Annotated in this window: 24 protein-coding genes and 1 tRNA gene; 12 read left to right on the top strand and 13 right to left on the bottom strand. The window is 65.7% G+C overall.

The window, feature by feature from the left end; translation table 11 throughout:
- Nucleotides 1-322: 322 nt before the first annotated feature.
- The 5 genes from E0E29_RS04470 to E0E29_RS04450 form a co-directional block, all read right to left on the bottom strand.
- On the bottom strand, nt 323-1,171 hold the full coding sequence (locus tag E0E29_RS04470) for an MBL fold metallo-hydrolase (protein ID WP_130848818.1): 849 nt from the start codon (nt 1,169-1,171) through the stop codon (nt 323-325).
- A gap of 115 nt (nt 1,172-1,286) precedes the next feature.
- A complete protein-coding gene (locus E0E29_RS04465) occupies nt 1,287-1,490 on the bottom strand; it encodes a DUF896 domain-containing protein (protein WP_130848817.1) in 204 nt (67 codons plus the stop codon).
- Nucleotides 1,491-1,505: 15 nt separating this feature from the next.
- Nucleotides 1,506-2,303 (bottom strand): YlmH family RNA-binding protein, encoded by a 798-nt coding sequence (locus tag E0E29_RS04460; RefSeq protein ID WP_130848816.1) that lies wholly within the window; start codon nt 2,301-2,303, stop codon nt 1,506-1,508.
- On the bottom strand, nt 2,296-2,784 hold the full coding sequence (gene ybaK / locus E0E29_RS04455; RefSeq protein ID WP_130848815.1) for a Cys-tRNA(Pro) deacylase: 489 nt from the start codon (nt 2,782-2,784) through the stop codon (nt 2,296-2,298). The genes E0E29_RS04460 and ybaK overlap by 8 nt, the downstream gene beginning before the upstream one ends.
- A 341-nt stretch (nt 2,785-3,125) precedes the next feature.
- Entirely contained in the window at nt 3,126-4,880 is a 1,755-nt protein-coding gene (locus E0E29_RS04450) for an ABC transporter ATP-binding protein (RefSeq protein WP_130848814.1), read from the bottom strand.
- A 152-nt stretch (nt 4,881-5,032) separates the two neighbouring features.
- On the opposite strand from E0E29_RS04450, the gene E0E29_RS04445 reads away from it, so the two are divergent.
- The 3 genes from E0E29_RS04445 to E0E29_RS04435 are packed head-to-tail and all read left to right on the top strand — an operon-like array spanning nt 5,033 to nt 8,010.
- A complete protein-coding gene (locus tag E0E29_RS04445) occupies nt 5,033-5,965 on the top strand; it encodes an AEC family transporter (RefSeq protein WP_130848813.1) in 933 nt (310 codons plus the stop codon).
- A gap of 19 nt (nt 5,966-5,984) precedes the next feature.
- On the top strand, nt 5,985-6,572 hold the full coding sequence (locus E0E29_RS04440) for an HD domain-containing protein (protein WP_130848812.1): 588 nt from the start codon (nt 5,985-5,987) through the stop codon (nt 6,570-6,572).
- A gap of 40 nt (nt 6,573-6,612) precedes the next feature.
- The gene (locus E0E29_RS04435; protein ID WP_130848811.1) at nt 6,613-8,010 is read left to right on the top strand and encodes an MATE family efflux transporter; all 1,398 of its coding nucleotides are present in this window, start codon (nt 6,613-6,615) and stop codon (nt 8,008-8,010) included.
- A gap of 276 nt (nt 8,011-8,286) precedes the next feature.
- Here the strand turns inward: E0E29_RS04435 and E0E29_RS04430 are convergent, their stop codons facing one another.
- The 3 genes from E0E29_RS04430 to E0E29_RS04420 are packed head-to-tail and all read right to left on the bottom strand — an operon-like array spanning nt 8,287 to nt 9,796.
- Nucleotides 8,287-9,057, bottom strand: coding sequence for an anti-sigma-I factor RsgI family protein (locus E0E29_RS04430; RefSeq protein ID WP_130848810.1), 771 nt, complete (start codon nt 9,055-9,057; stop codon nt 8,287-8,289).
- On the bottom strand, nt 9,050-9,529 hold the full coding sequence (locus E0E29_RS04425; RefSeq protein WP_130848809.1) for an RNA polymerase sigma factor: 480 nt from the start codon (nt 9,527-9,529) through the stop codon (nt 9,050-9,052). Before E0E29_RS04425 ends, E0E29_RS04430 begins: the two co-directional genes overlap by 8 nt.
- 24 nt (nt 9,530-9,553) lie before the next feature.
- The gene (locus E0E29_RS04420; RefSeq protein WP_130848808.1) at nt 9,554-9,796 is read right to left on the bottom strand and encodes a hypothetical protein; all 243 of its coding nucleotides are present in this window, start codon (nt 9,794-9,796) and stop codon (nt 9,554-9,556) included.
- A gap of 366 nt (nt 9,797-10,162) precedes the next feature.
- On the opposite strand from E0E29_RS04420, the gene E0E29_RS04415 reads away from it, so the two are divergent.
- From E0E29_RS04415 to E0E29_RS04385, 7 genes are all read left to right on the top strand, one after another.
- A complete protein-coding gene (locus tag E0E29_RS04415; protein WP_130848807.1) occupies nt 10,163-10,444 on the top strand; it encodes a hypothetical protein in 282 nt (93 codons plus the stop codon).
- 116 nt (nt 10,445-10,560) lie between these two features.
- A complete protein-coding gene (locus tag E0E29_RS04410; RefSeq protein ID WP_130848806.1) occupies nt 10,561-11,055 on the top strand; it encodes a shikimate kinase in 495 nt (164 codons plus the stop codon).
- A gap of 55 nt (nt 11,056-11,110) precedes the next feature.
- Nucleotides 11,111-12,910, top strand: coding sequence for a DEAD/DEAH box helicase (locus E0E29_RS04405; RefSeq protein ID WP_130848805.1), 1,800 nt, complete (start codon nt 11,111-11,113; stop codon nt 12,908-12,910).
- 185 nt (nt 12,911-13,095) lie between these two features.
- Nucleotides 13,096-14,970, top strand: coding sequence for a tRNA uridine-5-carboxymethylaminomethyl(34) synthesis enzyme MnmG (gene mnmG, locus E0E29_RS04400; protein WP_130848804.1), 1,875 nt, complete (start codon nt 13,096-13,098; stop codon nt 14,968-14,970).
- A gap of 266 nt (nt 14,971-15,236) precedes the next feature.
- The gene (locus tag E0E29_RS04395) at nt 15,237-15,752 is read left to right on the top strand and encodes a GrpB family protein (protein WP_130848803.1); all 516 of its coding nucleotides are present in this window, start codon (nt 15,237-15,239) and stop codon (nt 15,750-15,752) included.
- Nucleotides 15,753-15,785: 33 nt separating this feature from the next.
- The gene (gene mnmA, locus E0E29_RS04390) at nt 15,786-16,823 is read left to right on the top strand and encodes a tRNA 2-thiouridine(34) synthase MnmA (protein WP_130848802.1); all 1,038 of its coding nucleotides are present in this window, start codon (nt 15,786-15,788) and stop codon (nt 16,821-16,823) included.
- Nucleotides 16,814-17,701, top strand: coding sequence for an MBL fold metallo-hydrolase (locus tag E0E29_RS04385; RefSeq protein WP_165449788.1), 888 nt, complete (start codon nt 16,814-16,816; stop codon nt 17,699-17,701). The genes mnmA and E0E29_RS04385 overlap by 10 nt, the downstream gene beginning before the upstream one ends.
- A 327-nt stretch (nt 17,702-18,028) precedes the next feature.
- Here the strand turns inward: E0E29_RS04385 and typA are convergent, their stop codons facing one another.
- Nucleotides 18,029-19,852: a translational GTPase TypA gene (gene typA / locus E0E29_RS04380; RefSeq protein WP_130848800.1), complete on the bottom strand. Its 1,824-nt coding sequence runs from the start codon at nt 19,850-19,852 to the stop codon at nt 18,029-18,031.
- A gap of 205 nt (nt 19,853-20,057) precedes the next feature.
- On the opposite strand from typA, the gene E0E29_RS04375 reads away from it, so the two are divergent.
- Both E0E29_RS04375 and E0E29_RS04370 read left to right on the top strand, forming a co-directional pair.
- Nucleotides 20,058-20,134: transfer RNA gene (locus tag E0E29_RS04375), tRNA-Arg, on the top strand.
- An 87-nt stretch (nt 20,135-20,221) separates the two neighbouring features.
- Nucleotides 20,222-21,919, top strand: a complete 1,698-nt coding sequence (locus tag E0E29_RS04370) for an AbiH family protein (protein ID WP_130848799.1) — start codon at nt 20,222-20,224, stop codon at nt 21,917-21,919.
- Nucleotides 21,920-21,990: 71 nt separating this feature from the next.
- Here E0E29_RS04370 and ribH read toward each other — a convergent pair whose 3' ends face one another.
- The 4 genes from ribH to ribD are packed head-to-tail and all read right to left on the bottom strand — an operon-like array spanning nt 21,991 to nt 25,423.
- Nucleotides 21,991-22,458 (bottom strand): 6,7-dimethyl-8-ribityllumazine synthase, encoded by a 468-nt coding sequence (gene ribH / locus E0E29_RS04365; RefSeq protein WP_130848798.1) that lies wholly within the window; start codon nt 22,456-22,458, stop codon nt 21,991-21,993.
- 15 nt (nt 22,459-22,473) lie between these two features.
- Nucleotides 22,474-23,673, bottom strand: a complete 1,200-nt coding sequence (locus E0E29_RS04360; protein WP_130848797.1) for a bifunctional 3,4-dihydroxy-2-butanone-4-phosphate synthase/GTP cyclohydrolase II — start codon at nt 23,671-23,673, stop codon at nt 22,474-22,476.
- Nucleotides 23,674-23,688: 15 nt separating this feature from the next.
- Nucleotides 23,689-24,336, bottom strand: a complete 648-nt coding sequence (locus E0E29_RS04355; RefSeq protein WP_130849079.1) for a riboflavin synthase — start codon at nt 24,334-24,336, stop codon at nt 23,689-23,691.
- Nucleotides 24,317-25,423: a bifunctional diaminohydroxyphosphoribosylaminopyrimidine deaminase/5-amino-6-(5-phosphoribosylamino)uracil reductase RibD gene (gene ribD, locus E0E29_RS04350; protein ID WP_130848796.1), complete on the bottom strand. Its 1,107-nt coding sequence runs from the start codon at nt 25,421-25,423 to the stop codon at nt 24,317-24,319. The genes E0E29_RS04355 and ribD overlap by 20 nt, the downstream gene beginning before the upstream one ends.
- Nucleotides 25,424-25,477: the final 54 nt, after the last annotated feature.

Below are 25,477 nucleotides of genomic sequence, written 5' to 3'. Positions count from 1 at the left end.
AAAAGGGGGTCCCAAGCGGGTTGAGTGGCTCCAAATAGGAATCCGGCGGCCCGTCTTTACGCCCCCCGCCCAGCACCAGCACCGTCCACAGGAGACTCCGCCGGCGAACAGGGAAAAGCCGTGGTTCTATCCCACATTTTTTCGCCGCCTGCGCGGGTGGGCGTCGGAACGTGGCGGCGCTGCCTGGTGTTCCTCCTGTTGTGAAGTGTTCCGTCCGCCGGAAAGCTCGCGATCAAAAAACGTAAAAAGGAGCCGCCCCTGCCATGCAGGGGCGGCTCCTTTCAGTTTGTAGAAAAAGTGTCGATCACCGGATTTTGTGTGTTCAGTCCTCCCAGAGGGTGACCACGGTGCCGGTGGCGAGATAGTGGAGGCGGTCCCCCAGTATGGGGACCAGGAGGTCGAAGGCGGGACGGCCGGTGCAGTGGCCGGTCCAGATCTCCCGGACGCCCAGGGCCAGCAGCCGCTCCCCCAGGGCCTGGGCCTTTTCGGGCCGCACGCCCAGGGTGGTGGCGCCGCCGACCCCCATAAGGTGGAAGCCTCCGAAGAAGGCCCGGACCGATTTCCCGGGGAAGGCGGCCTTCACCTCCTCCACCACGGTGTCCGCCCCGGCGTGGGAGCAGCTGCTGAACACGGCCAGCTCCTCCCCGTGGACCACCACCATAGTCTGTTCATGGGCGAAATCGTCGGGGGCAAGGCCATCGGGGCCCTGGCGGTACATGGCCACCTTCTCCCCCCGCTTTTCCAGGCCGGGGGTGGTGTGGGGCAGGAGCCATACCCCGGGGTGGATCTCCCCGGGCCCGGTGACGGAGCGCAGCCGGGTTTTCCACCGCAGCAGCTCCGGGGGCACCCCCAGGTACTTCCGCTCCCCGTCCTTGCGGATCTGCCAGCTCTCCTCAGCGGCCTGGGGCCGCAGGTAGAGGGGGGCGGTGGTATTCTGAACGAAAAAGGCGGGGAAGCCGCCGGAGTGGTCGTAGTGGCCATGGGAGAGGACGGCGGCGTCGACCCTAGACAGGTCCACCCCCAGATCGGGGGCGTTTTCCAGCCCAGCGGCGGAGGCCCCGGCGTCCAGCAGGCAGCGCCAGCCGTCGTATTCGATGAAAAGGGCGAGACCGTGCTCACAGCGCAGGGCGTCGTCGGGGGTGGTATTCTCGATCAGCGCGGTGACTTTCATCCCAAAGCACTCCTTTCACGTGAGAGAGCAGACCATAGTCCGGCATTCCCCCACAGCGCCCAAAGGATTAAAGATTAAAGTTCTTTTTGGTTCTTTTTCTTTCAAGAAAAAGAACTTAGGACTTCTTCTTCAGCTTGGTCTTGTTGCCCTTCTCGTCCATGATATAGGTGTTGTCTAGGTGGGCGGTAAGGCTCTCCCGGATGGCGGCCCGGAACTCGGCCCGCAGGCCCTCCCGCTCGGCCTCCTCCTCCAGAGTGAGTCCGTCGGCCTTGGCCTTCCGGGCCAGCTCGTTGATGCGGTCGATCTTGTGCTGCTCCATGGGGCAGTCCTCCTTTTATAAATAGCGTTCCATGACGATCATAATGCGGCCCTTTTTGGAGGTGCCGGACACCTCCGTGAGCACACACTTGCCCAGGCCACGGCAGGTGAGCACGTCCCCCTCCTCCACCAGCCGGTCGGGCTTGTCGCACTCCCGGCCGTTGAGGGTGAGCTTTTTGGAGGAGATGAGGCTGGCCATCTTGCTCCGGGAGAGGGAGAAGCCGGTGGAGGCCACGGCGTCCAGCCGCAGAGCGGCCACCGTGTCCCGGATGATTTTGGTCTTCTGCTCCGGGGGCTGAAGCTCCGAGAGGGGGCAGGCCGTCACCTTCACCCTGGCCCGTCCCACCTGGTCTAATTGGGTGAGGAGCACGTGCTCCACCTCCCGCAGGAGGAGGACCTGACAGACCCCCTCCCCCACCAGCAGGTCGCCGATCTTCTCCCGGGTGAGGCCCAGGCCCAGAATGGCCCCCAGGTAGTCCCGATGGGTCAGTTTTTCCTCCCCGGAGGGGGTGAGGGTGAGGGCGGTGATGGGTGCGTCCTCGGAATCCGTGAAGTCCTCCGGCTCCATCCAGTCGGGCAGGAAGGCCACCAGCTTCCGCTCGGCCTTCTCCCAGCCGCCCCAGAAGAGGTGGGCCGGGTGGCCGCAGGCGGCGATGAGCCGCTCCGCCGCCTCCTGCTGGGCCAGGGTGAGGAAGAAGGTGTGGGCGGGGACGGAGCGGTTTTGGGTGAACTCCAGCTTGTCCATCACCCGGGCCAGCACCAGCCGTTCGTCGGCGTCGGCGGCGAGCTTGGTGAGGAGCTCCGTCTTATTCATCGGCCTTCACCACGTCGGCATAGCGGCCGCCGATGAGCCCCACCAGGGCGTCGGGAGAGAGTTCCACCTGATAGCCGATTTTGCCGGCGCTCACCAGAATGGCGGCGTGGTCCTGGGCGGAGGCGTCGATGACGGTTTTGAGCCGCTTCTTCATGCCGATGGGGGAACAGCCGCCCCGGACATAGCCGGTAAGGGGGGTGAGCTCCTTGACGTGGATCATCTCGATGGACTTCTCCCCCACGGTCTTGGCCGCTTTCTTGAGGTCCAGCTCGGAGAGGACGGGCACCACAAAGACGTAGTTGGCCTTGGAGGCGCCCCGGGTCACCAGGGTCTTGTAGACCTCACCGGGGTCCCGGCCCAGGATGGAGGCCACTGTGGCCCCGTCCACCGCCTCCCCCTCGTTGTGGGGGTAGCTGTGGGTGGTGTAGGGGATCTTCTTCTGATCCAAAACGCGCATGACGTTGGTCTTTTCTTCTGCCATGAGGATGCTCCTTTGCTGTCAAAAAGGTAATATTTTGATTGGAAATAACATTGAGTATAGAACTGGGGGCGTCTGGAGACGGGGGAGACAGATTCGACCGCTTCGCCTCAGAATGATGAACTTGAAAGGCGGTACTGGGGCGCGCCGAGTCGTCGCGCCCCACGCAAAAGCGGTGCACCCCAAAACCTTCCCCCCTCAGGGGGGAAGGTGGATGGCCGAAGGCCAGACGGATGAGGGGACGTTAGATAGAACGAAGGGGAAATCCGTTTTACCGGCCCACCCTCATCCGCCCCAGTGTGCGCACTGGAGCACCTTCCCCCTGCAAGGGGGAAGGTTTGACGTTACGACGAAACCGACTGCTGTGCCCGCCAGAGGGAGGCGTACTCGCCGTTTTTGTCCATGAGCTCCTGGTGGGTGCCCTCCTCGGCAATGTGGTTGTCGTCGATGACGATGATGCGCCCGGCGGAGCGGATGGTGGAGAGCCGGTGGGCGATGATGAGGGTGGTGCGGCCCTTGGCCAGCTCGTCGAAGGCGGACTGGATCTTGTGCTCGGTGACGGAGTCCAGGGCGGAGGTGGCCTCGTCCAGAATGAGGATGGCCGGGTCCTTGAGGAAGATGCGGGCGATGCTCACCCGCTGTTTCTGGCCACCGGAGAGCATGACGCCCCGCTCCCCCACGTAGGTCTGGAAGCCGTCGGGCATCTCCATGATGTCGTCGTAGATCTCCGCCTTTTTGGCGGCCTCCGCCACCTCCTCGGCGGTGGCGCCGGGGCGGCCGTAGGCGATGTTGTCGTAGATGGTGCCGGCGAAGAGGAAGACGTCCTGCTGCACGATGCCGATGTGAGAGCGCAGGTCGTGCTGCTTCAGGTCCCGGACGTCCTGGCCGTCGATGGTGATGCGCCCCTCCGTCACGTCGTAGAACCGGGGGATGAGCTGGCAGAGGGTGGACTTGCCGCCGCCGGAGGGGCCCACCACCGCCACCGTCTCCCCGGGTTTGACGTGGAGGGAGACGTGGGAGAGGACGTCCTCGCCATCGCTCTCGTAGCGGAAGGTGACGTCGTCCACCTGGATGTCGCCGTCGACGTGCTCCACGCTCTGGGCGTCGGGGGCGTCGGTGATCTCCGGCTCCAGGCGCATGAGCTCCACGAAGCGCTTGAAGCCGGCCATGCCCTGCATGAACTGCTCCACGAAGGCGGAGAGCTTGCGGATGGGGGTAATGAAGGTGGTGACGTAGAGAGAGAAGGTGAGGATGTCGATGTAATCCATGCTCCCCTTCATGAGGAAGTAGCCGCCGGCGGCGATGACCAGCACGGGCATGATGCCCATGGCCAGCTCCATGCCGGAGTGGTAGGTGGCCATGGCCTGGTAGTAGCCCCGCTTGGCGCTGCGGAACTGGTCGTTGGAGCTTTCAAACTTGGTGATCTCGGCGTTTTCGTTGGCGAAGGCCTTGGCGGTGCGCATGCCGGAGAGGGATGACTCCAGCTCGCCGTTGATGCCGGCCAGCTTCTTCTTCACCTCCAGGGAGGCCTGGCTCATGCGCCGGCGCTGGAAGATGGTGAAGATGAGGAAGAGGGGCACCACGGCAAAGACGATGAGGGCCAGCTCCCAGCGGATGGTGAGCATGATGCAGAAGGCGCCCAGCAGGGTGACGGTGGAGATGAAGAGGTCCTCGGGGCCGTGGTGGGCCAGCTCCGTGATCTCGAAGAGGTCGCCGGTGACCCGGCTCATGAGCTGGCCGGTGCGGTTCTTGTCGTAGAAGGAGAAGGACAGGTCCTGCATGTGGGAAAAGAGGTCGGAGCGGATGTCGGCCTCGATGCGCACACCCAGCAGGTGTCCCCAGTAGGTGACGATATAGGTGAAGAGGGCCTTGAGGAGGTAGGCCGCCACCAGGGCGGCCATCACCAGGAAGAAGGTGCGGTAGAGGCCCTGGGGGAGGGTGGTCTCCAGCACCTGGCGGGTGACGGTGGGGAACATCAGGTCCACCAGGCAGATGCCCAGGGCGCAGGCCATGTCCAGGAGGAAGATGGCCAGGTGTGGCCTGTAGTAGGAGGTGAAGATGCGCAGGTAGCCGCTGCGCCGCATCTGTTCAGGGGTCATATATGCCGTCCTCTCTCGTGTGGTTTCCATTAAAGGTAAGAATCAGTATATGCCCGTTTTTGGGATTTTGTCAACCTCACCGCCCTTTACAGGGGGGAATGGGTCGGTTATAATAAACTCTGTATGAAAACGAGGGCGGGGGACCGGAAGAAATGGAGTTTATTGGGAATTTTTTCGTGGTGGCCAGTCAGGTGGTCACCCTGTTTTTACTTATGGGCGTGGGCTTCGTCATGGCCCAGCTGGGCAAGCTCCACACCGACGGCGTCTCCCAGATGTCCACCCTGGTGCTCTACGTGGTCACCCCCTGCCTGATGATCAACGCCTTTGAGGTGGACCGTGTGCCCGGCATGGTGGAGACCCTGGGGGTCTTTTTTGTGGTGTACGCCGCCTCCACCCTTCTGGGGATGGCGGTGGCCCAGATGTGCTTCCGAAACGAGGGGCCCGACCGGAAGGCCCCCCTCCGCTTCGGCATGACCTATGGTAACAACGGCTTCATGGGCATCCCCCTAGTCCACGCCATCCTGGGCCAGGACGCCATGCTCTTCGGGGTGGTCTCCGCCGTGTCCTTCAACTTCCTGCTGTGGACCCAGGGGGCCAAGACCATGGGGGGCAAGGTGGGTCCCCGGGCCATCCTGGTGAATCCCGCCACCGTGGGCGCCGTCATCGGCGGCTTCCTCTTCTTCTCCGGGCTGCGGCTCCCCTCCATGGTGAACAACGCCGTGAGCTTCATGGCCGACCTGAACACCCCCCTGGCCATGGTGGTCATCGGCGCCCAGATGGCGGGCGCCGACCTGAAGGTGAGCTTCACCAGCCGGAAGCTCTACAGCGCGGCAGCGGTGCGGCTGCTCATCGCCCCCCTCATCCCCCTGGTGCTGCTCATGCCCCTCCACCTGCCCGCCATGTCCTACTGCGCCTGCGTCATTTTGTGCGCGGTGCCCACCGCCGGAGCCACCGGCATGTTCGCCCAGCGCTTCGGCCGGGACACCGCCACCGCCGCCCAGCTGGTCACCCTCACCACCCTGCTCTCGGTCATCACCCTGCCCCTCTTTGCCGTGGCTGCCCAGACGATTTCAGGCCTGGTTTAAGGCTTTCAGGAGGTATTTTATGTCCGCCAAGGAAGAATTTATTGAGATCTATACCGCCAACATCCACCGGGAGGGGGCCGACGCCCTGCTGGACTATCTGGAAAACAAGTCGGACTTCTTCACCTCCCCCGCCTCGGCCCGGTACCACGGGGCCTATGAGGGGGGACTGTGCGACCACAGCGTCAACGTCTACCACTGTCTCACGGAGTACCTGGCCCGGGAGCGGGTGCAGGAGCTCTACGGGGTGGAGGTGCCCGCCGAGAGCGTGGCGGTGGCGGCGCTGCTCCACGACCTGTGCAAGATCGGCTGTTACCGCCAGGGCACCCGGAACGTGAAGGGGCCCGACGGCAAGTGGCAGTCGGTGCCCACCTTTTATTATGAGGATAAGCTGCCCTACGGCCACGGGGAGAAGTCGGTGTACATCATCTCCGGCTTCATGAAGCTCAGGCGGGAGGAGGCCATGGCCATCCGGTGGCACATGGGCTTTTCCGGGGAGGAGGACAAGCGCCTGGTGGGCCAGGCGTTTCAGCAGTACCCTCTGGCCTTCGCCCTGAGCGTGGCCGACATGGAGGCCACCTACTTTTTGGAGAACGAGGAACCCAACTGACCCGGCGGGGCCGGGAGACACGGAAAGGAGCTGCTGCGCGGTGCGCAAGGAAAAACGGGAAAATGATCTGGGCCGGGACCCGGTAGGGAAGCTGCTGCTGCGGCTGGCAGTGCCCACGGTGACGGCCCAGCTGGTCAACGCCCTCTACAACATTGTGGACCGGATGTACATCGGCCACATCGAGGGGGTAGGCGACCTGGCCCTCACCGGCCTGGGCGTCTGCTTCCCGGTCATCATGTTCGTCTCCGCCCTCTCGGCCCTGGTGGGTATGGGAGGCGGCTCCCGGGCGGTGGTGCGGATGGGTTCCGGCGACCCGGAGGGGGCAAACCGCATCCTGGGCAGCTGCGCCACATTGCTGGTCATCCTGTCGGTGGTCTTCACCGTGGTGCTCCAGATGGTGAAGGAGCCCATGCTCCTCCTCTTCGGCGCCACGGAGAACACCATCGGCTACGCCCTGGACTACCTCACCATCTACCTCTGGGGCACCATCTTCGTGGAGCTCTCTCTGGGCCTCAACTTCTTCATCACCGCCCAGGGCTTCTCCACCGTGGGCATGGCCACGGTGCTTATCGGCGCCGTCATCAACATCGTGCTGGACCCGGTGTTCATATTCGGCTTCGGCATGGGGGTGAGCGGCGCTGCCCTGGCCACCATCACCGCCCAGGCAGTGTCCGCGGTGTGGGTGGTGTGCTTCCTGCTGGGCAAGCGCACCAAGCTGCGGCTCCAGCGCCGCTTCGCCCGGCTGGACTGGAAGGTCTTGACCCCGGTGCTGGCCCTGGGCGTCTCCCCCTTCATCATGCAGTCCACCGAGAGCCTGGTGAACATCGCCTTCAACTCCTCCCTGAAGGCCTACGGCGGCGACCCGGCGGTGGGAGCCATGACCATCTGCTCCTCCATCATGCAGGTGTTCTACCTCCTCTTCCAGGGCCTCTCCCAGGGCGCCCAGCCCATCGTGGGCTATAACTACGGCGCCGGCAACCTGGACCGGGTGAAGAAGGCATTCCGCCTCCTCTTCATCTGCGCCCTCACCTTCAGTACCCTCTCCTGTCTGGCCATCGAACTCTTCCCCGGCATGTTCGTGGCCATGTTCAACGACAAGCCGGAGCTGGTGGAGATCGCCGTGTGGACCCTGCGGGTGTACGCCGCCGGCATGTTCATGCTGGGCATCCAGAATTCCTGCCAGCAGACCTTCGTGGCCCTGGGTCAGGCCAAGATCTCCCTCTTCCTGGCCCTGCTGCGGAAGATCATCCTGCTCATCCCCCTCATCTTCATCCTGCCCCACTTCCTGGAGAACAAGGTGCTGGCCGTTTTCCTGGCCGAGCCCTCCGCCGACATCCTGGCGGCCATCGTCACCGGCAGTCTCTTCTTCTGGCGGTTCCCCCGGCTCCTCAGCGCCCGGGCCGCCGAGCTCAGCCAGAACCCTTACAAAAAGCAATAAACAGCAGACCGCCCCGCGCCCTGCCGTCAGGCAGCACGCGGGGCGGTTTTTGTCCTTTTATTGTGGGGCGCACCAAACTACGCCGCTGGGATTAGGGTAGGGGCGGATAGCATCCGCCCGAAAGCCTTCCCCTGGGGGAAGGTGGCGGCGTTAGCCGCCGGATGAGGGGGGACTTAAAGTGTGGTTTGCGCCTCCGTCAGGATGTTCATTGTTGTGGGGCGCGCCGGGGTCGTCGCGCCCCACAAAATCAAGTGATACTGGGGCGCTGGTTACGCCCTACTCGTGTCCGTAGCCGTGGCCATGGCCCTGGCCGTGGTGGCCGCCCTCGCCCTGACCGGCGGAGGTGGTCTCCCCGGCGGTCTGGGTCTGGCCGCTGCCCTGTCCATTGCCCTGACCGCTCCCCTGCTGGCCCTGGCCGGAGCCGTGGCCCTCACAGGCGTCGATGCACTGCTGGATCTCCCCCATGGTCATCTCCCCGGCCTCATCCTGGGTGACGGTGGGGTCCAGGGCGGAGAGGGCCAGGTAAGCCCGGTACTTGCCCAGGGAGAGCCCGGCATCCCGGGCGGCCTGGGCGGTCTCCGGGTCCAGGGCGTAGCAGGTGAGCCCGGCCGCCCCGCCGTCGGAGAGGAGCCGCTCACAGTGGCCGCTGTCGGCGGAGACGGTGACGGTGGCCCCGTCGGTGCCGGAGAGGGCATCGGAGAGGGCGGCGGCGGCCTGGGTCCAGGCGTGGTGGAGGACGGGGGTGGCGTCCACCACGGCCTGGGCGTCGTCGTCATAGCACCGCACCCCCACCACCCGACCGAAGGCGTTGACGGCCAGCTCCACCGAGGCGTCGGCGTCCACGCTGACGGCGGCGGCGGGGGTGGTATAGGCCAGTCCCCCGGCAGTGGTGAGCACCACCAGGGCCAGGGCGGCAAAGGCCACGGCCAGAGGCCGCCGCCGGGGGGTGGACCGGGTCTGCCGCCGCTCCAGGGCGTCCAGGGTCTTTTGCTTCAGGTCCTCGTCGGCCCGGACGGCGTCAAAGGCCCGCCGGATGCGCTCATCCATCCTCCTCACCTCCCAGCTTCTCCCGCAGCAGGGCACGGGCCCTGGTGAGGAGGGTGTAGACGGTATTGGTGTTCTTGCCCAGCAGATCCCCGATCTCGGGGGCGGAGTAGCCCTCGTAGTAGTGGAGGTACACCGCGTCCCGGTACTTCTCCGGCAGGGAGAGCACCGCCTCCAGCACCGACCGGTCCTCCGGCTCCGGCGCGGCCTGGGCGGCGAGCGCCTCCAGGGGGACGGTAGGCCGTCTGGCCCAGAACCGCAGCAGGTCCCGGCAGGCGTTCAGGGTGACCTGGATGAACCAGGCCTTCTCGTGCTCGGCATTTGCGAAGGGCTTGGTATGCTGAAGGTATTTGAGAAAGACGGTCTGGAAGATGTCCTCGGTGTCCTCCCGGCTCTTCAGCCGGACCAGGCACAGCCGCCGCACCAGGTCGGCGTAGGTGTCCATGGCCCGGACCACCTCCTCCTCGCTTCGCATCTCCTCACCCCATTGCCCTCAATGTCAGCCGTGGTGCCGGGCCCAGCCGGTGCCGTCGCAGACGCCGCCGTTGACGCACCAGCCGTCACAGTCGCCGCCCCAGGGGCAGTCCTCCCCTGACCAGGGGCAGACGGCGGTCTGGGTGGCCGTCCACGTCCGGTGACAGCCGCCGTGGCCGCCGCCGTGATGGCCCGCCGCCGCGGCGGGCACCACCATCGCTGCACCTACCATACCAAAAATCAACAGTCCTGCCAATGCCTTTTTCATATCAAAGACCTCCTTTTCCGGGTGGGCGCTTTGCCCTTCTGACTCTAATACGACGGGGACAGGCCCATCCATTCAGGTTCCTCCAAAAAATTTTCCAACCCTGGAAAGTACCAGGAGACGCAAGAAGAACGTAAGAATTCGGCTACTTTTTTCTTAAAAAAGTTGTGGTATCGTTTCCTTCACACGGGAGAGCCCCCCTCTCCCGTTCCAACCAACGGACCGATCTAATGAGGAAACAAAATTATGAAACGTACTGCTGCTGTTCTGTTGGTGGGTGTCATGGCGCTGAGCCTGGCCGCCTGAGGTAAGACCGCCAAGGAGAGCCCCGCCCCCGCCACCACCGCTCCGGTGGAGACCACCACCCCTGTGACCGACACCACCCCCATGGATGAGACTGCCCCCGTGGACGAGACCGCTCCCGCCGAGACCGCCGCCACCAACGAGGAGGAGCACGTGATCTCCGGTGTGGTCAACAAGATCGGGGACTTCCTCACCCTGCTGGTGGACGACGAGTACCACATATTCGACTTCGCCAAGGATCTGAATGTGGACGGCATCGCCGAGGGCGACAATGTGACCGTGGTGTACACCGGCACCCTAGACAACGAAAAGACCCCTCCCGTGGCCATTGAGATCGCCAAGAACTGAACATAAAACGGAAAAAGACCCCCTGCCGCCGTGGACGATGGTTGCCACGGCGGCATTTTTTTGCTATAATAGCCTGATATGGTTTTGACTTTTCTGAGAGACTAGAGAGGTAGGACATGAACAATATCATACTCATCGGCATGCCCGGGGCGGGCAAGAGCACCGTGGGCGTGCTCCTGGCCAAGACCCTGGGCTACGCGTTTTTGGATACGGACCTGGTCATCCAGGAGCGGGAGGGGCGTCTCCTCCAGGACCTGGTGGACGAGCTGGGGGTGGAGGCCTTCCTGGACCGGGAGGCCGCCGCCATCGGCTCGGTGGACTGTGACCGTACGGTGATCGCCACGGGGGGGAGCGTGGTGTGCCGGGACGGGGCCATGGAGCACCTGAAGGACCTGGGCCGTATCGTCTATTTGCAGCTGCCGCTTGAGGAGCTGGAGCGCAGGCTCCACAACATCAGCACCCGGGGCATCGCCATGGCGCCGGGTGAGACCCTGGCCCACATCTATGACTACCGCTCTCCTCTTTACCAGAAGTACGCCGACCTCACCGTGGCGGTGGACCGGCAGACCCTGGAGGAGACGGTGGAGCAGGTGCTGCACGCCCTCAAATAAGGGCGCCTTTCCCCGCATTTTGGAACAAAAATCGAAGAGAAGGAACGACAACCATATGGATTTTAAGGAATTAGGGCTCATCTCCCCCATTCTGAAGGCCCTTGCCGCCCAGGGCTACGACCAGCCCACCCCCATCCAGCGCCAGGCCATCCCCCCCGCCCTGAAGGGCCGGGACGTGCTGGGCTGCGCCCAGACCGGCACGGGCAAGACCTGCGCCTTCGCCACCCCCATCCTCCAGCGGCTCAACGCCGACGTGGTGGTGGGGCCCCGGTATATCCGCTCTCTCATCCTCACCCCCACCCGGGAGCTGGCCCTCCAGATCCAGGAGTCCTTTGCCGCCTATGGCCGCAACCTGCCCCTGCGCTCCGCCGTCATCTTCGGCGGCGTGGGGCAGAAGCCCCAGGTGGAGAAGCTGAAAAAGGGCGTGGATATCCTGGTGGCCACCCCCGGCCGCCTGCTGGACCTCCAGGGCCAGGGCCTGCTGGACCTGAGCCGGGTGGAGATCTTCGTCCTGGACGAGGCCGACCGCATGCTGGACATGGGCTTCATCCACGACGTGCGCCGGGTCCTGAAGCTGCTCCCTGAGAAGAAACAGACCCTCTTCTTCTCGGCCACCATGCCCCCCGAGGTCATGGAGTTGGTGGACGCCCTCCTCCACGACCCCGCCAAGGTGGAGGTGGACCCGGCGTCCTCCCCGGTGGAGGTCATCGACCAGAAGGTGTGCTTCGTGGACAAGGGCAACAAGTCCAAGCTCCTGGCCTACCTGGTGGAGGAGCTGGGAGTGAAAAACGCCCTGGTCTTTACCCGCACCAAGCACGGCGCCAACAAGGTGGCCGCCGACCTCAACAAGGCGGGCATCTCCGCCGCCGCCATCCACGGCAACAAGTCCCAGACCGCCCGGCAGCAGGCCCTCTCCGACTTCAAGGCCGGGCGGGTGAAGTGCCTGGTGGCCACCGACATCGCCGCCCGGGGCATCGACATCGAGGAGCTCTCCCATGTCTTTAACTACAACCTGCCGGAGGTGCCCGAGACCTACGTCCACCGCATTGGCCGTACCGGCCGGGCGGGCCACGGCGGCACCGCCGTCTCCTTCTGCGATTTCGCCGAGAAGGAGTATTTAAAGGGCATTGAAAAGCTCATTGGCCGCTCCATCCCGGTGCTGGGGGGCCACCCCTGGCCCATGCAGGTCTTTGAGGTGGCCAAGGACGCCAAGGGCCGCACGGTGAACGCCGAAGACGCCGAGGCCCGTGCCGCCGCCAAGGAGCGCCGCCGTGCCCGGGACGCCGCCAACAAGGCGGCGGCCGAGGAGAAGAAGCGGCAGAAGGCGGCCGCTCAGGCGGCCAAGACCGCCGCGCCCGCCCCTGCGCCTACCCCCGCCCCCAAGAAGAAGCGGGAGCCCCGCTGGAAGAAGGCGGAGGGCCCCGGCGTGCTGGACACGGTGCTGCCCGAGCGGAGCGCCGGTCCCGAGCGGGAGGAGTACCACGACTTCTACCGGCCCGACCCCCTGTCCTCCGACCACATCATGGACGCCACCGCCCGGCTGCTGGCCCCCTGCAAGGCTCCGGTGAAGCCGGAGCCGGTGAAGGCGGAGGAGGGCCAGAGCCGCTCCCGCCGCCGGAAGAAGAAAAAGAAGGGTGGGGAGCACGCCGCTCCCCAGAGCCAGGCGGAGCGGAAGGTCCGGGAGGCCCAGCCGCCCAAGGCGGCCCCCGCGCCGAAAGCCCAGTCCAAGCGCCGCCATGACCGGGGCCACGGACCCCGGGGCGGACGGCCCATGATGCCCATGAAGAGCGGGGCGGTGAAGGACTCCACCGAGCAGCCCAGCCTCATGAAGCCCTACTATATCGAGCACGACTGAGGACGCTGCGTCCCTTTTGCGCCGTTTTCCGTAGGGGCGGTCTGTGGCCGCCCGCCGTAGTGGAACCAGGCAGAGCGGGCGACCAAAGGCCGCCCCTACACACCGCTACCCCAGAGGGGTATCCATTAGAAGAGACCGACCGGGTCCACCCCCCAATCCCCACAAAAAGGAGCTCCGACCCATCCATGGACTATTTCGCGGGAGAATATGACATTGCGGTCATCGGCGCCGGCCACGCGGGCATCGAGGCGGCTCTGGCCGCCGCCCGGCTGGGGCTGAGGACCCTGTGCTTCACGGTGAACCTGGACGCGGTGGGCAACATGCCCTGCAATCCGGCCATCGGCGGCACCGGCAAGGGCCACCTGGTCCGGGAGCTGGACGCCCTGGGCGGCGAGATGGCCCGGGCGGCCGACAAGGCCTGCATCCAGTACCGGGTCCTCAACAAGGGAAAGGGTCCCGCCGTGTGGTCCCTCCGGGCCCAGGCCGACCGCCGGGAGTACCAGAAGATCATGAAGCACACCCTGGAGCTTCAGGAGAACCTGTGGGTGAAGCAGGCCGAGGTGGTGGAGGTCATCACCGATGAAAAAGGCGCTGTCTCCGGCGTCAAAACGGCCACCGGCGCCGTCTATACTGTGCGGGCAGCCGTGGTGTGTACCGGCACCTACCTGGGAGGCCGTACCATCGTGGGGGAGGTCACCCGGGACTCCGGCCCCGACGGCCTCTCCGCCGCCCTCCCCCTCACCCAGAGCCTCCAAAGCCTGGGGGTGAGCCTGCGCCGGTTCAAGACGGGGACGCCCCCCCGGGTGAACCGCCGCAGCGTGGACTTTTCCAAAATGGAGCTCCAGCCCGGCGACGAGACGGTGGTCCCCTTCTCCTTTGAGACCCAGACCCCGCCGGAAAACCGGGCAGTGTGCTACCTCACCTATACCAATGAGGCCACCCACGACGTCATCCGCCGGAATCTGGACCGCTCCCCCCTCTTCTCCGGGGTCATCGAGGGGGTGGGACCCCGGTACTGCCCCTCCATCGAGGACAAGGTGGTCCGGTTCGCCGACAAGCCCCGGCACCAGCTCTTCATCGAGCCCATGGGGCTGGACACGGAGGAGCTTTACATCCAGGGCTTCTCCTCCTCCCTCCCCGAGGAGGTCCAGGTGGAGATGCTCCACACCATCCCCGGCCTGGAGGAGGCCGAGATGACCCGGTGCGCCTACGCCATCGAGTACGACTGCTGCGACCCCACCGAGCTCTACCCCACCCTGGAGCACATCAAGGTGCCGGGGCTCTACGGGGCGGGGCAGTTCAATGGCTCCTCGGGGTATGAGGAGGCCGCCGTCCAGGGCTTCGTGGCGGGGGTGAACGCCGCATTGAAGCTGCTGGGCCGCCCCCCCATGGTGCTCACCCGGGACCAGGGCTATATCGGCGTGCTCATCGACGACCTGGTGACCAAGGGCACCAACGAGCCCTACCGTATGATGACCTCCCGGACGGAGTACCGGCTCCTCTGCCGCCAGGACAACGCCGACCGGCGGCTGTGCCCGGTGGGTCACGAGATCGGCCTGGTCTCCGACGAGCGCTACCGGCGGGTGCTGGAGAAGTACGCCGCCGTGGACAAGGAGGTCAAGCGGCTCATGAGCACGGGGGTGGCCCCCTCCCCCATGCTCAACGATATACTCACCCAGCGGGGGGAGTCCCCCGCCCGGGACGGGGCAAGGCTGGCCGACCTCCTCCGGCGGCCCAGGGTGGGCTATGCCGACCTCGCCCCCTTCGACCCCGACCGGCCCCACCTGCGGTCGGAGGTCACCGAGCAGGTGGAGATCGCCCTCAAGTACGAGGGGTACATCGCCCGGCAGCAGCGGCAGGTGGAGGAGATGCGCAAGCTGGAGACCCGTCCCCTGCCCCCGGACCTGGACTACATGGAGATTTCGGTGCTGCGTCTGGAGGCCCGCCAGAAGCTCCAGCAGATCCGTCCCCTGAGCCTGGGGCAGGCCAGCCGCATCTCCGGCGTCAGCCCTGCCGACGTGGCGGCATTGATGATCTGGCTGGAGCACCGGAACGGGTAAAAGAAAGGCAAATGGTCCGCCACAAAACCTTCCCCCCTGTGGGGGGAAGGTGCCCCAGTGCGTACACTGGGGCGGATGAGGGGGGCGCCGGACAGAAGAAAAGGGAGATTTTCTATCCCACGCACCCTCATCCGTCATGGCCTCCGGCCATGCCACCTTCCCCCTTCCAGGGGGAAGGTCTCACAGGCGAGCCGGGGTCGTCGCGCCCCGCGCAAAAGAGGTATAAATTCCCCGCATGATGGAGCAAAGAAAGGTGGTCAGATGCCATGAGCCTTGGCATGAGACGCACGGATGTGCGCCTGTCGGAATACGACTCGGAATGGGAGCAGATCTTCCAGGCGGAACGTGCACGCCTGGCCGTGGTACTGGGCGAAAGGGCGGCGGCCATCGAGCACATCGGCAGCACGTCGGTCCCCGGCCTGAAGGCCAAGCCCATTCTGGACATCGCGGTGGGCCTGTGGACCATGGAGGATGCCGCCTCTCTGGTCCGACCCCTGGAGGAGCTGGGTTATGTCTACCGACCCAAGAGCGGGACCCCGGAGCGCCTGTTCTTTGCCAAGGGTCCGGAGGAGTGCCGGACCCATTATCTCCACTGTGAGGTGTACGGCTCGGCCTCCTGGCGGGGCCAGATCCTGTTCCGGGACCGGCTGATCCAAAATCCCCAGCTGCGGCAGGCCTATCAGGCGCTGAAGGAGCAGCTTGCCGCCCAATATCCCGATGACCGCCAGCGGTATACCCAGGGCAAGGAGTCCTTTGTCCAACAGGTCCTGTCCGCCCCCTGAACCCCATCCTCACCCCATTTTATGGAGGTATCTATGAAGCCAAAACTGATCCTGGGCCTGTCCGGCGGGGTGGACTCCGCCGTATCTGCCGCCCTGCTTCGGGAGAACTATGACGTCAGCTGCGTCTTTCTGGACATCGGTCTGGGGGGCGGTGAGGCCGCCGCCGCCCTGGCGGACAGCCTGTCCCTCCCCTTCCGGACCGTGGACATCCGGGATCTGCTGGAGCACTTTGTCTGCGCCGACTTCCACCGGGAGTACCTGGCGGGGCGGACCCCCCTCCCCTGCGCCCGGTGCAACCCCCTGGTGAAATTCCCCTCCCTCATCGACGTGGCCGAGGCGGAGGGCGCCCAGTACGTGGCCACCGGCCACTACGCCCGGGTCACCCCCGGCCCCGACGGCCGGGTGCTGCTGCGCAAGGGTATGCCCGCCAACGACCAGTCCTACATGCTCTCCCGGCTGACCCAGACCATTCTCCGCCGGGTGGTCTTCCCCCTGGGGCCCTATGAGAAGGTCCAGGTCCGGGCCATGGCGGCGGAGCTGGGTCTGTCTGTGGCCCAGAAGCCCGACTCCATGGAGATCTGCTTCATCCCCGACGGGGACTACGCCGCCTGGCTGGACCGCCGGGGCGGCACCCCGCCGCCGGGGGACTTTATCGATCAGGACGGCAACGTGCTGGGCCGCCACAAGGGCTATCACCACTACACCATCGGCCAGGGCCGCGGCCTGGGGGTGTCGGGTCCCCACCGGTACTTCGTCACCGCCATCGACCCCGTCCATAACACCGTTACCCTCTCCGACGGCAGCGACCTCATGGCCCGGCAGGTGATCTGTGTGCGGCCCAACTGGATCGCCGCCGACGGCCTGGACGGCCCCATGGAGGTGACGGTACGGCTGCGCCACTCCCGGACCGAGACCCCCGCCGTGCTCTTCCCCGGGGCCGGGGAGCGGGTGGAGGTGCAGCTCACGGAGCCCGCCCGGGCGCCCACGCCGGGCCAGCTGGCCGTCTTCTATGAGGGGGACGTGGTGCTGGGCAGCGCCTGGATCGAAAGGAGCGAGGCGGCTTGGAGCTGAAGCAGATCAAGGGAGATACCTGGTGCCTGGAGGGGGCGGAGCTCATCCCCCTGGTGCGCCTGCCCGGGGACAAGTGCGTGCTGCTGGACAGCGGCCACGCCTTCGAGGGAGAGGCCCTCACCGCCGCTCTGGAGGGGGCGGGACTGACCCCGGTGGGGGTGTTCTGCTCCCACGCCCATGTGGACCACGCCGGCAACAACCACTACCTGCGCAAGCGGTACGGGGCCAGGATCTGCCTGCCCCTGGGTGAGGCCGCCCTCAGCGCCAGCCTCACCATGTACAAGGCGGTGTACAACGCCTTTACCCCCCGGAGCCTGGAGCACCGGAACGGCCACCTGCTGGGTCCGGTGGACGAGGCGGTGGGGGTGCGGGACGGGATCATGGAGTTCTGCTCGGTGCCCCTCCAGGTGGTCCACACCCCCGGCCACACCCCCGACCACATCTGCACCATCACCCCCGACGGGGTCCTCTACACCGCCGACGCCCTCATGGCGGGGCATGTGCTGGAGAGCGCCAAGCTTCCCTATCACGGTCTCCACGAGGAGGCCCGGCAGAGCATGGAGAAGCTGCGGCGCACGCCCTGTGCGGTGTGCGTGGTGGCCCACCAGGGGGTGACGGAGGACCTGCCCGGCCTGGTGGACGCCAACCTGGCCGCCCTGGACCGGCTGTGCGAGGACCTGCTGGAGCTCTCGCCGGAGCCGGTGAGCATGGACCAGCTGTGCCTGGCCTACTACCGGAAGAAGCAGCTGCTCACCACCCACGTGGAGAAGGCGGCCCTCTACGCCCGCAACATCGACGCCATGGCGGAGTATCTGGTGGACGTGGGCCGTATGGACATCGTGATCCGGGAGGGCGTACGGTACTTCGTGCGCACCTGAGCCGAAGCATATACAAAAAGACCTTCCGTCGGGAGACGGAAGGTCTCAGGTTGTCGAAAAAGGGCATATACGTCAGATTTTGTGCAAGAGCCTCGCAGAGTTCCGTCGTCCGCAGACGACGGAATCAAGTACAGTCTGTTTTTTCCGGGGACATGTGCCTCGGAAAAAACACTGCTCAGGCCGCAAACGTGCGAGCGAAGCGAGTGCGATGCAGCGGCCTGCATCTTTTCGAAAAAATGCCTGCATTTTTGAGAGAGCCTGTCGACTTTGTCGACAGGCTCAGACCTTCCGTCTGGAGACGGAAGGTCTTTTTGTATATCGGGTGTTTTACTTGTTGCCCTTGAGGACCTTCATGCGGTCGGCGTGGCTGAGGATGCGCTTGCGGAGGCGGAGGGACTCGGGGGTGACCTCTAGCAGCTCGTCGTCGGCCAGGAACTCCAGGCACTGCTCCAGGGACATCTGCCGGGGGGTGGTGAGGCGGAGGGCCTCGTCGCTTCCGGCGGCGCGCATGTTGGTCAGCTGCTTCTTCTTGCAGATGTTGACGGTGATATCCTCGCTCTTGGGGGTCTCGCCCACCACCATGCCGGCGTAGACGGGCACGCCCGCGCCGATGAAGAGGACGCCGCGCTCCTGGGCGTTGAAGAGGCCGTAGGTGACGCTCTCGCCGGTCTCGAAGGAGACCAGGGAGCCGCTGGAGCGGCGGGCGATGTCGCCCTTGTAGGGGGCGTAGCACTCAAAGACGGAGGCCATGATGCCCTCGCCCTTGGTGTCGGTGAGGAATTCGTTGCGGTAGCCGAAGAGGCCCCGGGCGGGGACCAGGAACTCCAGCTTCATGCGGCTGCCCACGGGGGTCATCTCCAGCATCTCGCCCTTGCGGGAGCCGATCTTCTCGATGACGGAGCCCACGGCGTCGCTGGGCACGTCGCAGACCAGGCGCTCGATGGGTTCGCACTTCTTGCCGTCGATCTCCTGGTACAGGACGCGGGGCGGGGAGACCTGGAACTCGTAGCCCTCGCGGCGCATGGTCTCCATGAGGATGGAGAGGGACATCTCGCCGCGGCCGGCCACGTTGAAGGAGTCGGTGGAGTCGGTCTCGGCGACCCGGAGGGACACGTCCTTGAGGGTCTCCCGGAAAAGGCGCTCCCGGAGCTGGCGGGAGGTGACAAACTTGCCCTCACGGCCGGCGAAGGGGGAGTCGTTGACGGAGAAGGTCATCTCGATGGTGGGGGCGGAGATCTTGACGAACTCGATGGGCTCCACGCAGTCGGGGGCGCAGATGGTGTCGCCGATGGTGATGTCGCCGATGCCGCTCATGGCGATGATGTTGCCGGCGTCGGCCTCGGTGACGGGCACCTTGCTCAGGCCCTGGAACTGGTAGAGGGCAGTGGCCTTGGCCTTCTGGGGGGCGGCGTCGGGATCGTGGTAGTTGCACACGGCGATCTCCTGGTTCTGCTTCACGGTGCCCCGCTCGATGCGGCCGATGGCGATGCGGCCCACGAACTCGTTGTAGTCGATGGAGGAGACCAGCATCTGGAAGGGGGCGTCCACGTCGGCCTCGGGGCCGGGGATATAGTCGATGATGGTGTCAAAGAGGGGTTTTAAGTCGGTGCCGGGCACGTCGGGGGAGTAGGAGGCGGTGCCGTTGCGGCCGGAGCAGAAGAGGGTGGGAGAGTCGAACTGCTCCTCGGTGGCGTTGAGGTCCATCAGCAGCTCCAGGACCTCGTCGCAGACCTCGTGGATGCGCTGGTCGGGGCGGTCGATCTTGTTGACCACCACAATGACCCGGTGGCCCAGCTCCAGGGCCTTGGAGAGGACGAAACGGGTCTGGGGCATGGGGCCCTCAGCGGCGTCCACCAGCAGGATGACGCCGTTGACCATCTTGAGGATACGCTCCACCTCGCCGCCGAAGTCGGCGTGGCCGGGGGTGTCCACGATGTTGATCTTCACGTCGCCGTACTGCACGGCAGTGTTCTTGGCCAGAATGGTGATGCCGCGCTCGCGCTCCAGGTCGTTGGAGTCCATGACGCGCTCGGCCACGGCCTGGTTCTCGCGGAACGCGCCGCCCTGCTTGAGCATCTCGTCCACCAGGGTGGTCTTGCCATGGTCGACGTGGGCGATGATGGCGACGTTGCGCAATTTCTGATTCTGCATGCTTTTTACCTTCCTCCTCATATGGCAAGACCGCCCGGCAGTGTGCTGTCGGGTGGCCGCGGGATTCATAACGACGTATTATACCTCTAAATAAGGAAAAACGCAACTTTTTTTCACAGGAGGGGAAAAAGAAGGGGCAAAGCCGCCGTTGACAGCCCGGCGGCTTTGGGTTAAAATGAAGTTCGTCCCACGCCAGGGACCATATGCCCCCGTACCTCACCGGGATAGAGGGTCCGCCTCCTAAGCGGAATGTAGTGCGTTCGAGTCGCGCCGGGGGTGCCACTTCGGAGCAAGCGTCTGATCGCTTGCTCCGACTTTTTTTCATATGCGTTGCGGCCCGTTTCGGGCCTCAGGAGAGGGGGAGCATCTATGGGCGGAGAGACTCGGGTGTGTATCTGCACCGACTGCGGCGGGCAGTTTCTGTTCCGGAGCTGTGAGCAGGACCGGTACCGGGATCTGGGCTGGGCCGCCCCCAAGCGCTGTCCGGACTGCCGGGTGGCGGTGAAGGAGCGCCGCCGGAAGGCGGCGGAGGAGCGGGAAAACGCGGCCTGGCAGAAAAAGAAGGCGGAGGAGCAGACCCGGTTTGAGGAGAAGCTGACGGCCTGGCGGACGGTGCCCGTGGAGGACGTCCGGCCAAAGAGCGACCGGACCCTCTATATTCTGGGCAACGGCTTTGATCTCATGCATGGGGTGCGGTCCAGCTACTACGCCTTCCGGGATTCCATGGGGAAACGCAGTGATCTTCGCTGGCACCTGGAGACCTTCCTCACCCCGGAGGACATCTGGGCGGACTTTGAGGAGGCCCTGGGCCATTTTAACGGACGGGCCATGGGGAGCGGCTTTCTGGTGGACCAGTGGCTGGACGACTGCGGGGCCTATGACAAGGATGCCACTGCCGCCGACTTTTTCATGGCGGTGGAGGCGGCGGGCGGCCCGCTGCGGACCATCGCCGAGGAGCTGCCCGGGCGGTTCCGGCGGTGGGTGGAGGGCCTGGCCCCCGGCACCGCGGACCGGCCCCTGCGGGCCATGTTCCGGGGCGGGAAGGTGCTGTGCTTCAACTACACCGAGTTCGTGGAGACCCTCTACGGGGTGCCCCGGGAGGCGGTGTGCTACCTCCACGGCTGCCGCCGGAGGGAGCGGGGCAGGTCCCCGGAGCCCCTCGTCCTGGGCCACAGGCCGGGGGCCAGCGACGACGCCTACCCCATGCCCGAATGGTCCACCCGGAAGAGCCGGCGGCGGCGGGAGCTCTTCGAGGCGGCCCAGAACCAGGTGCTCTGGCACCTGGCCGAGAGCGACCGGGCCCTCACCAAGGACTCCGCCGGGGTTCTGGAGGCCCACCGGGACTTCTTCCGGAGTCTGGGAGACATGGAGACCGTCGTCACCGTGGGCCACTCCCTCTCCCCGGTGGACTGGGACTACTTCCGGGCGGTGGAGGAGGTCCTGCCCCGTGGGGCGGCCTGGTACTTCGGCTGCCACGGCCTGGGGGACCTGGAGCGGCTGGAGGCCCTCCTGCCCGTCCTGGGGCTGACACAGGAAGAGGTGACCGTCTTCCGCACCGACACCATCCGGGTGACCATGGACCGGCCTGCTGCCCGGACCTGGCCCACCGGCGGCTGGCCGGTGGAGCGGACCCGGTGCCGCTCCGCCGATGGGCGGTGGTCGGTACGCACCGAGGACAACCGCCTGCGGATCGTGGATGAGGCCGCCGGCAGGACGGCCCAGGAGCTCCAGGCAACGCCCAATCCCGCCCGGGCCTTCTTCACCCCCGACGAGGCCCATCTGGTGGTTCTCCTCCGGGGGGTGGACGCCGGGGTCCTCCTCTTTCGACGGGAGGGGGAGCACTGGGCCTTTGCCGGAGAGCTGGAGGGCATCCCTAACCAGGGGGTGGTCACCCCCCGGCTGCGCCGGGTGCTCTGGACGCCGGAGGCCCTCACCTTCGTCTACCAGAGCCGGGTGCGGACCTATGCCCTCTCCGACGGCCATCTGACGGAGAACCGGGCGGTCCGGCGGGCGCCGGAAGCCAGCTACCCGGGGGTGGAGCTGGGCGAAAAGTTTTTGCCCTGGTAAACAGCAAACCAAAAGGGGAGACCGGTTTTGGCCGGTCTCCCTTCTATATTTAATATGGTGTGATGAACGGATTATGCCTCGATCTCCCGGATGAGGTTGACCATCTCGATGGCGCTCAGGGCGCAGTCGTAGCCCTTGTTGCCGGCCTTGGTGCCGGCGCGCTCGATGGCCTGCTCGATGTTCTCGGTGGTGAGGACGCCGAAGAGGACGGGGATACCGCTGTCCAGTCCCACGGCGGCGATGCCCTTGGAGACCTCGTTGCACACGTAGTCGTAGTGGCTGGTGGAGCCCCGGATGACGGCGCCCAGGCAGATGACGGCGTCGTACTTGCCGCTCTTGGCCATCTTGGAGGCGATGAGGGGGATCTCGAAGGCGCCGGGCACCCAGGCCACGTGGATGTCCTCCTCCTGCACGTCGTGGCGGACCAGGCCGTCCATGGCGCCGCTGAGGAGCTTGGAGGTGATGAACTCATTGAACCGGGCGGCCACGATGCCCACCCGAATGCCTTTGGCGACAAGTTTTCCTTCCAGTGTCTTCATGTCAATGTCCTCCTTTTAATAGTGCAGGATGTGGCCCATGCGCTCCTGCTTGGTCTTGAGATAGAAAAGATCATAGTCGGTGGCCTCGATCTGGATGGGCACCCGCTCGGTAATCTCCATGCCGAACTCGGAGAGCTGATAGACCTTGTCCGGGTTGTTGGTCAAAAGGCGCATGCTCTTCACGCCCAGGGTGCGGAGGATCTGGGCGCCGATGTAGTACTCCCGCTGGTCCCCCGCAAAGCCCAGGGCCAGGTTGGCGTCCAGGGTGTCCATGCCCTGCTCCTGGAGCTCGTAGGCCCGGAGCTTGTTGATGAGGCCGATGCCCCGGCCCTCCTGGCGCATGTAGAGGAGCACGCCCCTCCCCTCCCGCTCGATCTGCCGCATGGCGGCGGCAAGCTGCTCGCCGCAGTCGCAGCGCAGGGAGCCGAAGGTGTCGCCGGTGAGGCACTCGGAGTGGACCCGGCAGAGCACGTTCTCCCCGTCCCCAATGTCCCCCTTCACCAGGGCCACGTGGTGCTCGCCGTTGAGGCGGTTCACAAAGCCGTGGGCCACGAAATTGCCGTACTTGGTGGGCATCTTGGTCACCGCCACCTCATCCACCAGCTGGTCGTGGCACTTGCGGTAGTTCTGCAGGTCCTTGATGGTGATGAAGGTGAGACCGTAGCGCTCCGAGAGCTCCATGAGCTCGGGGGTGCGCATCATGGTGCCGTCCTCCCGCATGACCTCACAGCACAGGCCGCAGGCCTTCAGCCCCGCCAGGCGGCACAGGTCCACGGTGGCCTCGGTGTGGCCCTCCCGCTCCAGTACGCCGTTCTTCTTGGCCAGCAGGGGGAACATGTGCCCCGGCCGCCGGAAGTCCTCCGGCTCGGCCCTTTCCTCCACGCACTTGAGGGCGGTCACCGACCGCTCCGCCGCCGAGATGCCGGTGGTGGTGCTCACATGGTCGATGGAGACGGTGAAGGCCGTCTCGTGGTTGTCGGTGTTGTACTGGACCATCTGGGGGAAGCGGAGCTTCCGCACGTACTCCTCCGACATGGGCATGCAGATGAGGCCCTTGCCGTGGGTGGCCATGAAGTTGACGTTCTCGGTGGTGGCGAACTCCGCCGCGCAGATGAGGTCGCCCTCGTTTTCCCGGTCGGGGTCGTCGGTGACCAGAATGAGCTTGCCCTGCCGCAGGTCCTCCAGGGCCTGCTCGATGGTGTGGAACTGAGCCATGACTGTTTCCTCCTCCTAAAAGCCGTACTGGGCCAGAAATTCCTTGGTGATGCCCCCCTCCGCCCTGGTTTCCGGGGCGGGGGTCAGGAGCTTTTCCACATACTTGCCGATGATGTCGTTTTCCAGGTTGACCAGGTCCCCCGGCCTTCGGTTCCGAAGGACGGTCTGGGCCACCGTGTGGGGGATGGCCGAGATGGCGAAGCTGTTTCCGTCCACCCGGGCCACCGTCAGGCTGATGCCGTCCACGGTGATGGAGCCCTTCTCCACGATGTAGCGCAGCAGGTGGGGCGGCGCCGAGACGGTGTACCACACGGCGTTGTCGTCCCGGCGGACCGACTGCACCCGGCCCACCCCGTCCACGTGGCCGGAGACGATGTGGCCGCCGAAGCGCCCGCCCGCCGCCATGGCCCGCTCCAGGTTGACCTCAGTGCCCGGCTTGAGCCCGGTCAGGGAGGAGCGGTCCAAGGTCTCGTGCATCACGTCGGCGGTGAAGCTGCCCGCCGTCCGGCCGGTGACGGTGAGGCAGATGCCGTTGACGGCGATGCTGTCCCCCACCTTGGCGTCCTCCAGCACCCTTTCGGCCCGGATGGTGAGGACGGCGGAGTGCCGCCCCCGGTCCACTGCCGTCACGGTGCCCACCTCCTCAACAATCCCCGTGAACACGGTCATCCACCTCGCTCTCCAGCAAAAAGTCCTCGCCTAAGGTCTGTATCCTGGTGTTCTTGAGAAAAAAGGCCGCCTGGGGGCTGGGGACCCCTGTCCCCTCCACCGGGGACTTGGCCGTGGCGCCCCCCAGCAGCTTGGGGGCGATGTAGGCGTATACGCTCTGGACCAGCCTCTGCTCCAGGAAGGACCAGTTCAGGGTGCCGCCCCCCTCCAGCAGGAGGCTGTCCATCTCCAGCTTCCCCAGGGCGTCCAGCAGGGCGGCCAGGTCTACCTTTCCCGCCTGCTCCGGCAGGGCGAGCACCCGGCAGCCCGCGGCCTGGTAGGGGGCGTGCCTGGCCGGGTCTGTCTCGCAGGTGGCCAGGAGGGTGGGGACCTCCCCCGCCGTGGTCACCACCTGGGCGGTGAGGGGGGTGCGCAGGTGGCTGTCGCAGATGATCCGCACCGGGTCCCGGCCGCCGGGCAGGCGGCAGTTGAGCATGGGATCGTCGGCCAGCACGGTGCCCACTCCCACCAGAATGCCCCGGCACCGGTGGCGCAGCCGGTGGACGTGCTCACGGGCCGCCTCCCCGGTGATCCACTTGGCGTCCCCGGTGTAGGCGGCGATCTTTCCGTCCATGGTCATGGCGTATTTCATCACCACGTAAGGCCGCCTGGTGCGGATGTAGTGGAAGAAAAACCGGTTGAGGGCGCGGCATTCCTCCTCCAGCACCCCCACGGTCACCTCCACCCCATGCTCCTGCAGCCGGGCGATGCCCTTCCCTCCCACCAGGGGGTTGGGGTCGGTGGTGCCCACCACCACCCGGCGGATGCCGGCCTCCAGCACGGCATCCACGCAGGGGGGCTGCCGCCCCTGGTGGCAGCAGGGCTCCAGGGTCACGTACAGGGTGGACCCGGCGGGGTCCTCCGTGCAGGCGGCCAGGGCCTCCCGTTCGGCGTGGAGCTCCCCGCAGCGGTGGTGGTAGCCCTGGCCGATGATCCGGCCGGCCTTCACGATCACCGCCCCCACCATGGGGTTGGGGCAGGTCCACCCCGCCCCCTGCTCCGCCAGCTCCAGCGCCAGGGCCATATAGTCGCGGTCTTCCATCTCGCATCCCTCCGTCGGGCAAAACAAAAGCTGCCCCGGACAAATGATCCAGGG

The sequence above is a fragment of the Intestinimonas timonensis genome (assembly GCF_900626145.1).
Classification (GTDB): Bacteria; Bacillota; Clostridia; order Oscillospirales; family Oscillospiraceae; genus Intestinimonas; species Intestinimonas aquisgranensis.
The sequence above is the reverse complement of the archived record's forward strand: the minus strand, read 5'-3'. Positions and strand labels throughout refer to the sequence as shown.

Excerpts from the sequence above, each read along its gene's own strand:
- E0E29_RS04405 (WP_130848805.1), top strand. The coding sequence starts at position 11,111 with ATGGATTTTAAGGAATTAGGGCTCATCTCCCCCATTCTGAAGGCCCTT.
- E0E29_RS04370 (WP_130848799.1), top strand. The coding sequence starts at position 20,222 with ATGGGCGGAGAGACTCGGGTGTGTATCTGCACCGACTGCGGCGGGCAG.
- E0E29_RS04465 (WP_130848817.1), bottom strand. The coding sequence starts at position 1,490 with ATGGAGCAGCACAAGATCGACCGCATCAACGAGCTGGCCCGGAAGGCC.
- ybaK (WP_130848815.1), bottom strand. The coding sequence starts at position 2,784 with ATGGCAGAAGAAAAGACCAACGTCATGCGCGTTTTGGATCAGAAGAAG.
- E0E29_RS04360 (WP_130848797.1), bottom strand. The coding sequence starts at position 23,673 with ATGGCTCAGTTCCACACCATCGAGCAGGCCCTGGAGGACCTGCGGCAG.
- E0E29_RS04450 (WP_130848814.1), bottom strand. The coding sequence starts at position 4,880 with ATGACCCCTGAACAGATGCGGCGCAGCGGCTACCTGCGCATCTTCACC.
- ribD (WP_130848796.1), bottom strand. The coding sequence starts at position 25,423 with ATGGAAGACCGCGACTATATGGCCCTGGCGCTGGAGCTGGCGGAGCAG.
- E0E29_RS04440 (WP_130848812.1), top strand. The coding sequence starts at position 5,985 with ATGTCCGCCAAGGAAGAATTTATTGAGATCTATACCGCCAACATCCAC.
- E0E29_RS04470 (WP_130848818.1), bottom strand. The coding sequence starts at position 1,171 with ATGAAAGTCACCGCGCTGATCGAGAATACCACCCCCGACGACGCCCTG.
- E0E29_RS04425 (WP_130848809.1), bottom strand. The coding sequence starts at position 9,529 with ATGCGAAGCGAGGAGGAGGTGGTCCGGGCCATGGACACCTACGCCGAC.
- mnmA (WP_130848802.1), top strand. The coding sequence starts at position 15,786 with ATGAAGCCAAAACTGATCCTGGGCCTGTCCGGCGGGGTGGACTCCGCC.
- E0E29_RS04395 (WP_130848803.1), top strand. The coding sequence starts at position 15,237 with ATGAGCCTTGGCATGAGACGCACGGATGTGCGCCTGTCGGAATACGAC.
- ribH (WP_130848798.1), bottom strand. The coding sequence starts at position 22,458 with ATGAAGACACTGGAAGGAAAACTTGTCGCCAAAGGCATTCGGGTGGGC.
- E0E29_RS04430 (WP_130848810.1), bottom strand. The coding sequence starts at position 9,057 with ATGGATGAGCGCATCCGGCGGGCCTTTGACGCCGTCCGGGCCGACGAG.
- E0E29_RS04460 (WP_130848816.1), bottom strand. The coding sequence starts at position 2,303 with ATGAATAAGACGGAGCTCCTCACCAAGCTCGCCGCCGACGCCGACGAA.
- E0E29_RS04410 (WP_130848806.1), top strand. The coding sequence starts at position 10,561 with ATGAACAATATCATACTCATCGGCATGCCCGGGGCGGGCAAGAGCACC.
- E0E29_RS04445 (WP_130848813.1), top strand. The coding sequence starts at position 5,033 with ATGGAGTTTATTGGGAATTTTTTCGTGGTGGCCAGTCAGGTGGTCACC.
- mnmG (WP_130848804.1), top strand. The coding sequence starts at position 13,096 with ATGGACTATTTCGCGGGAGAATATGACATTGCGGTCATCGGCGCCGGC.
- E0E29_RS04420 (WP_130848808.1), bottom strand. The coding sequence starts at position 9,796 with ATGAAAAAGGCATTGGCAGGACTGTTGATTTTTGGTATGGTAGGTGCA.
- typA (WP_130848800.1), bottom strand. The coding sequence starts at position 19,852 with ATGCAGAATCAGAAATTGCGCAACGTCGCCATCATCGCCCACGTCGAC.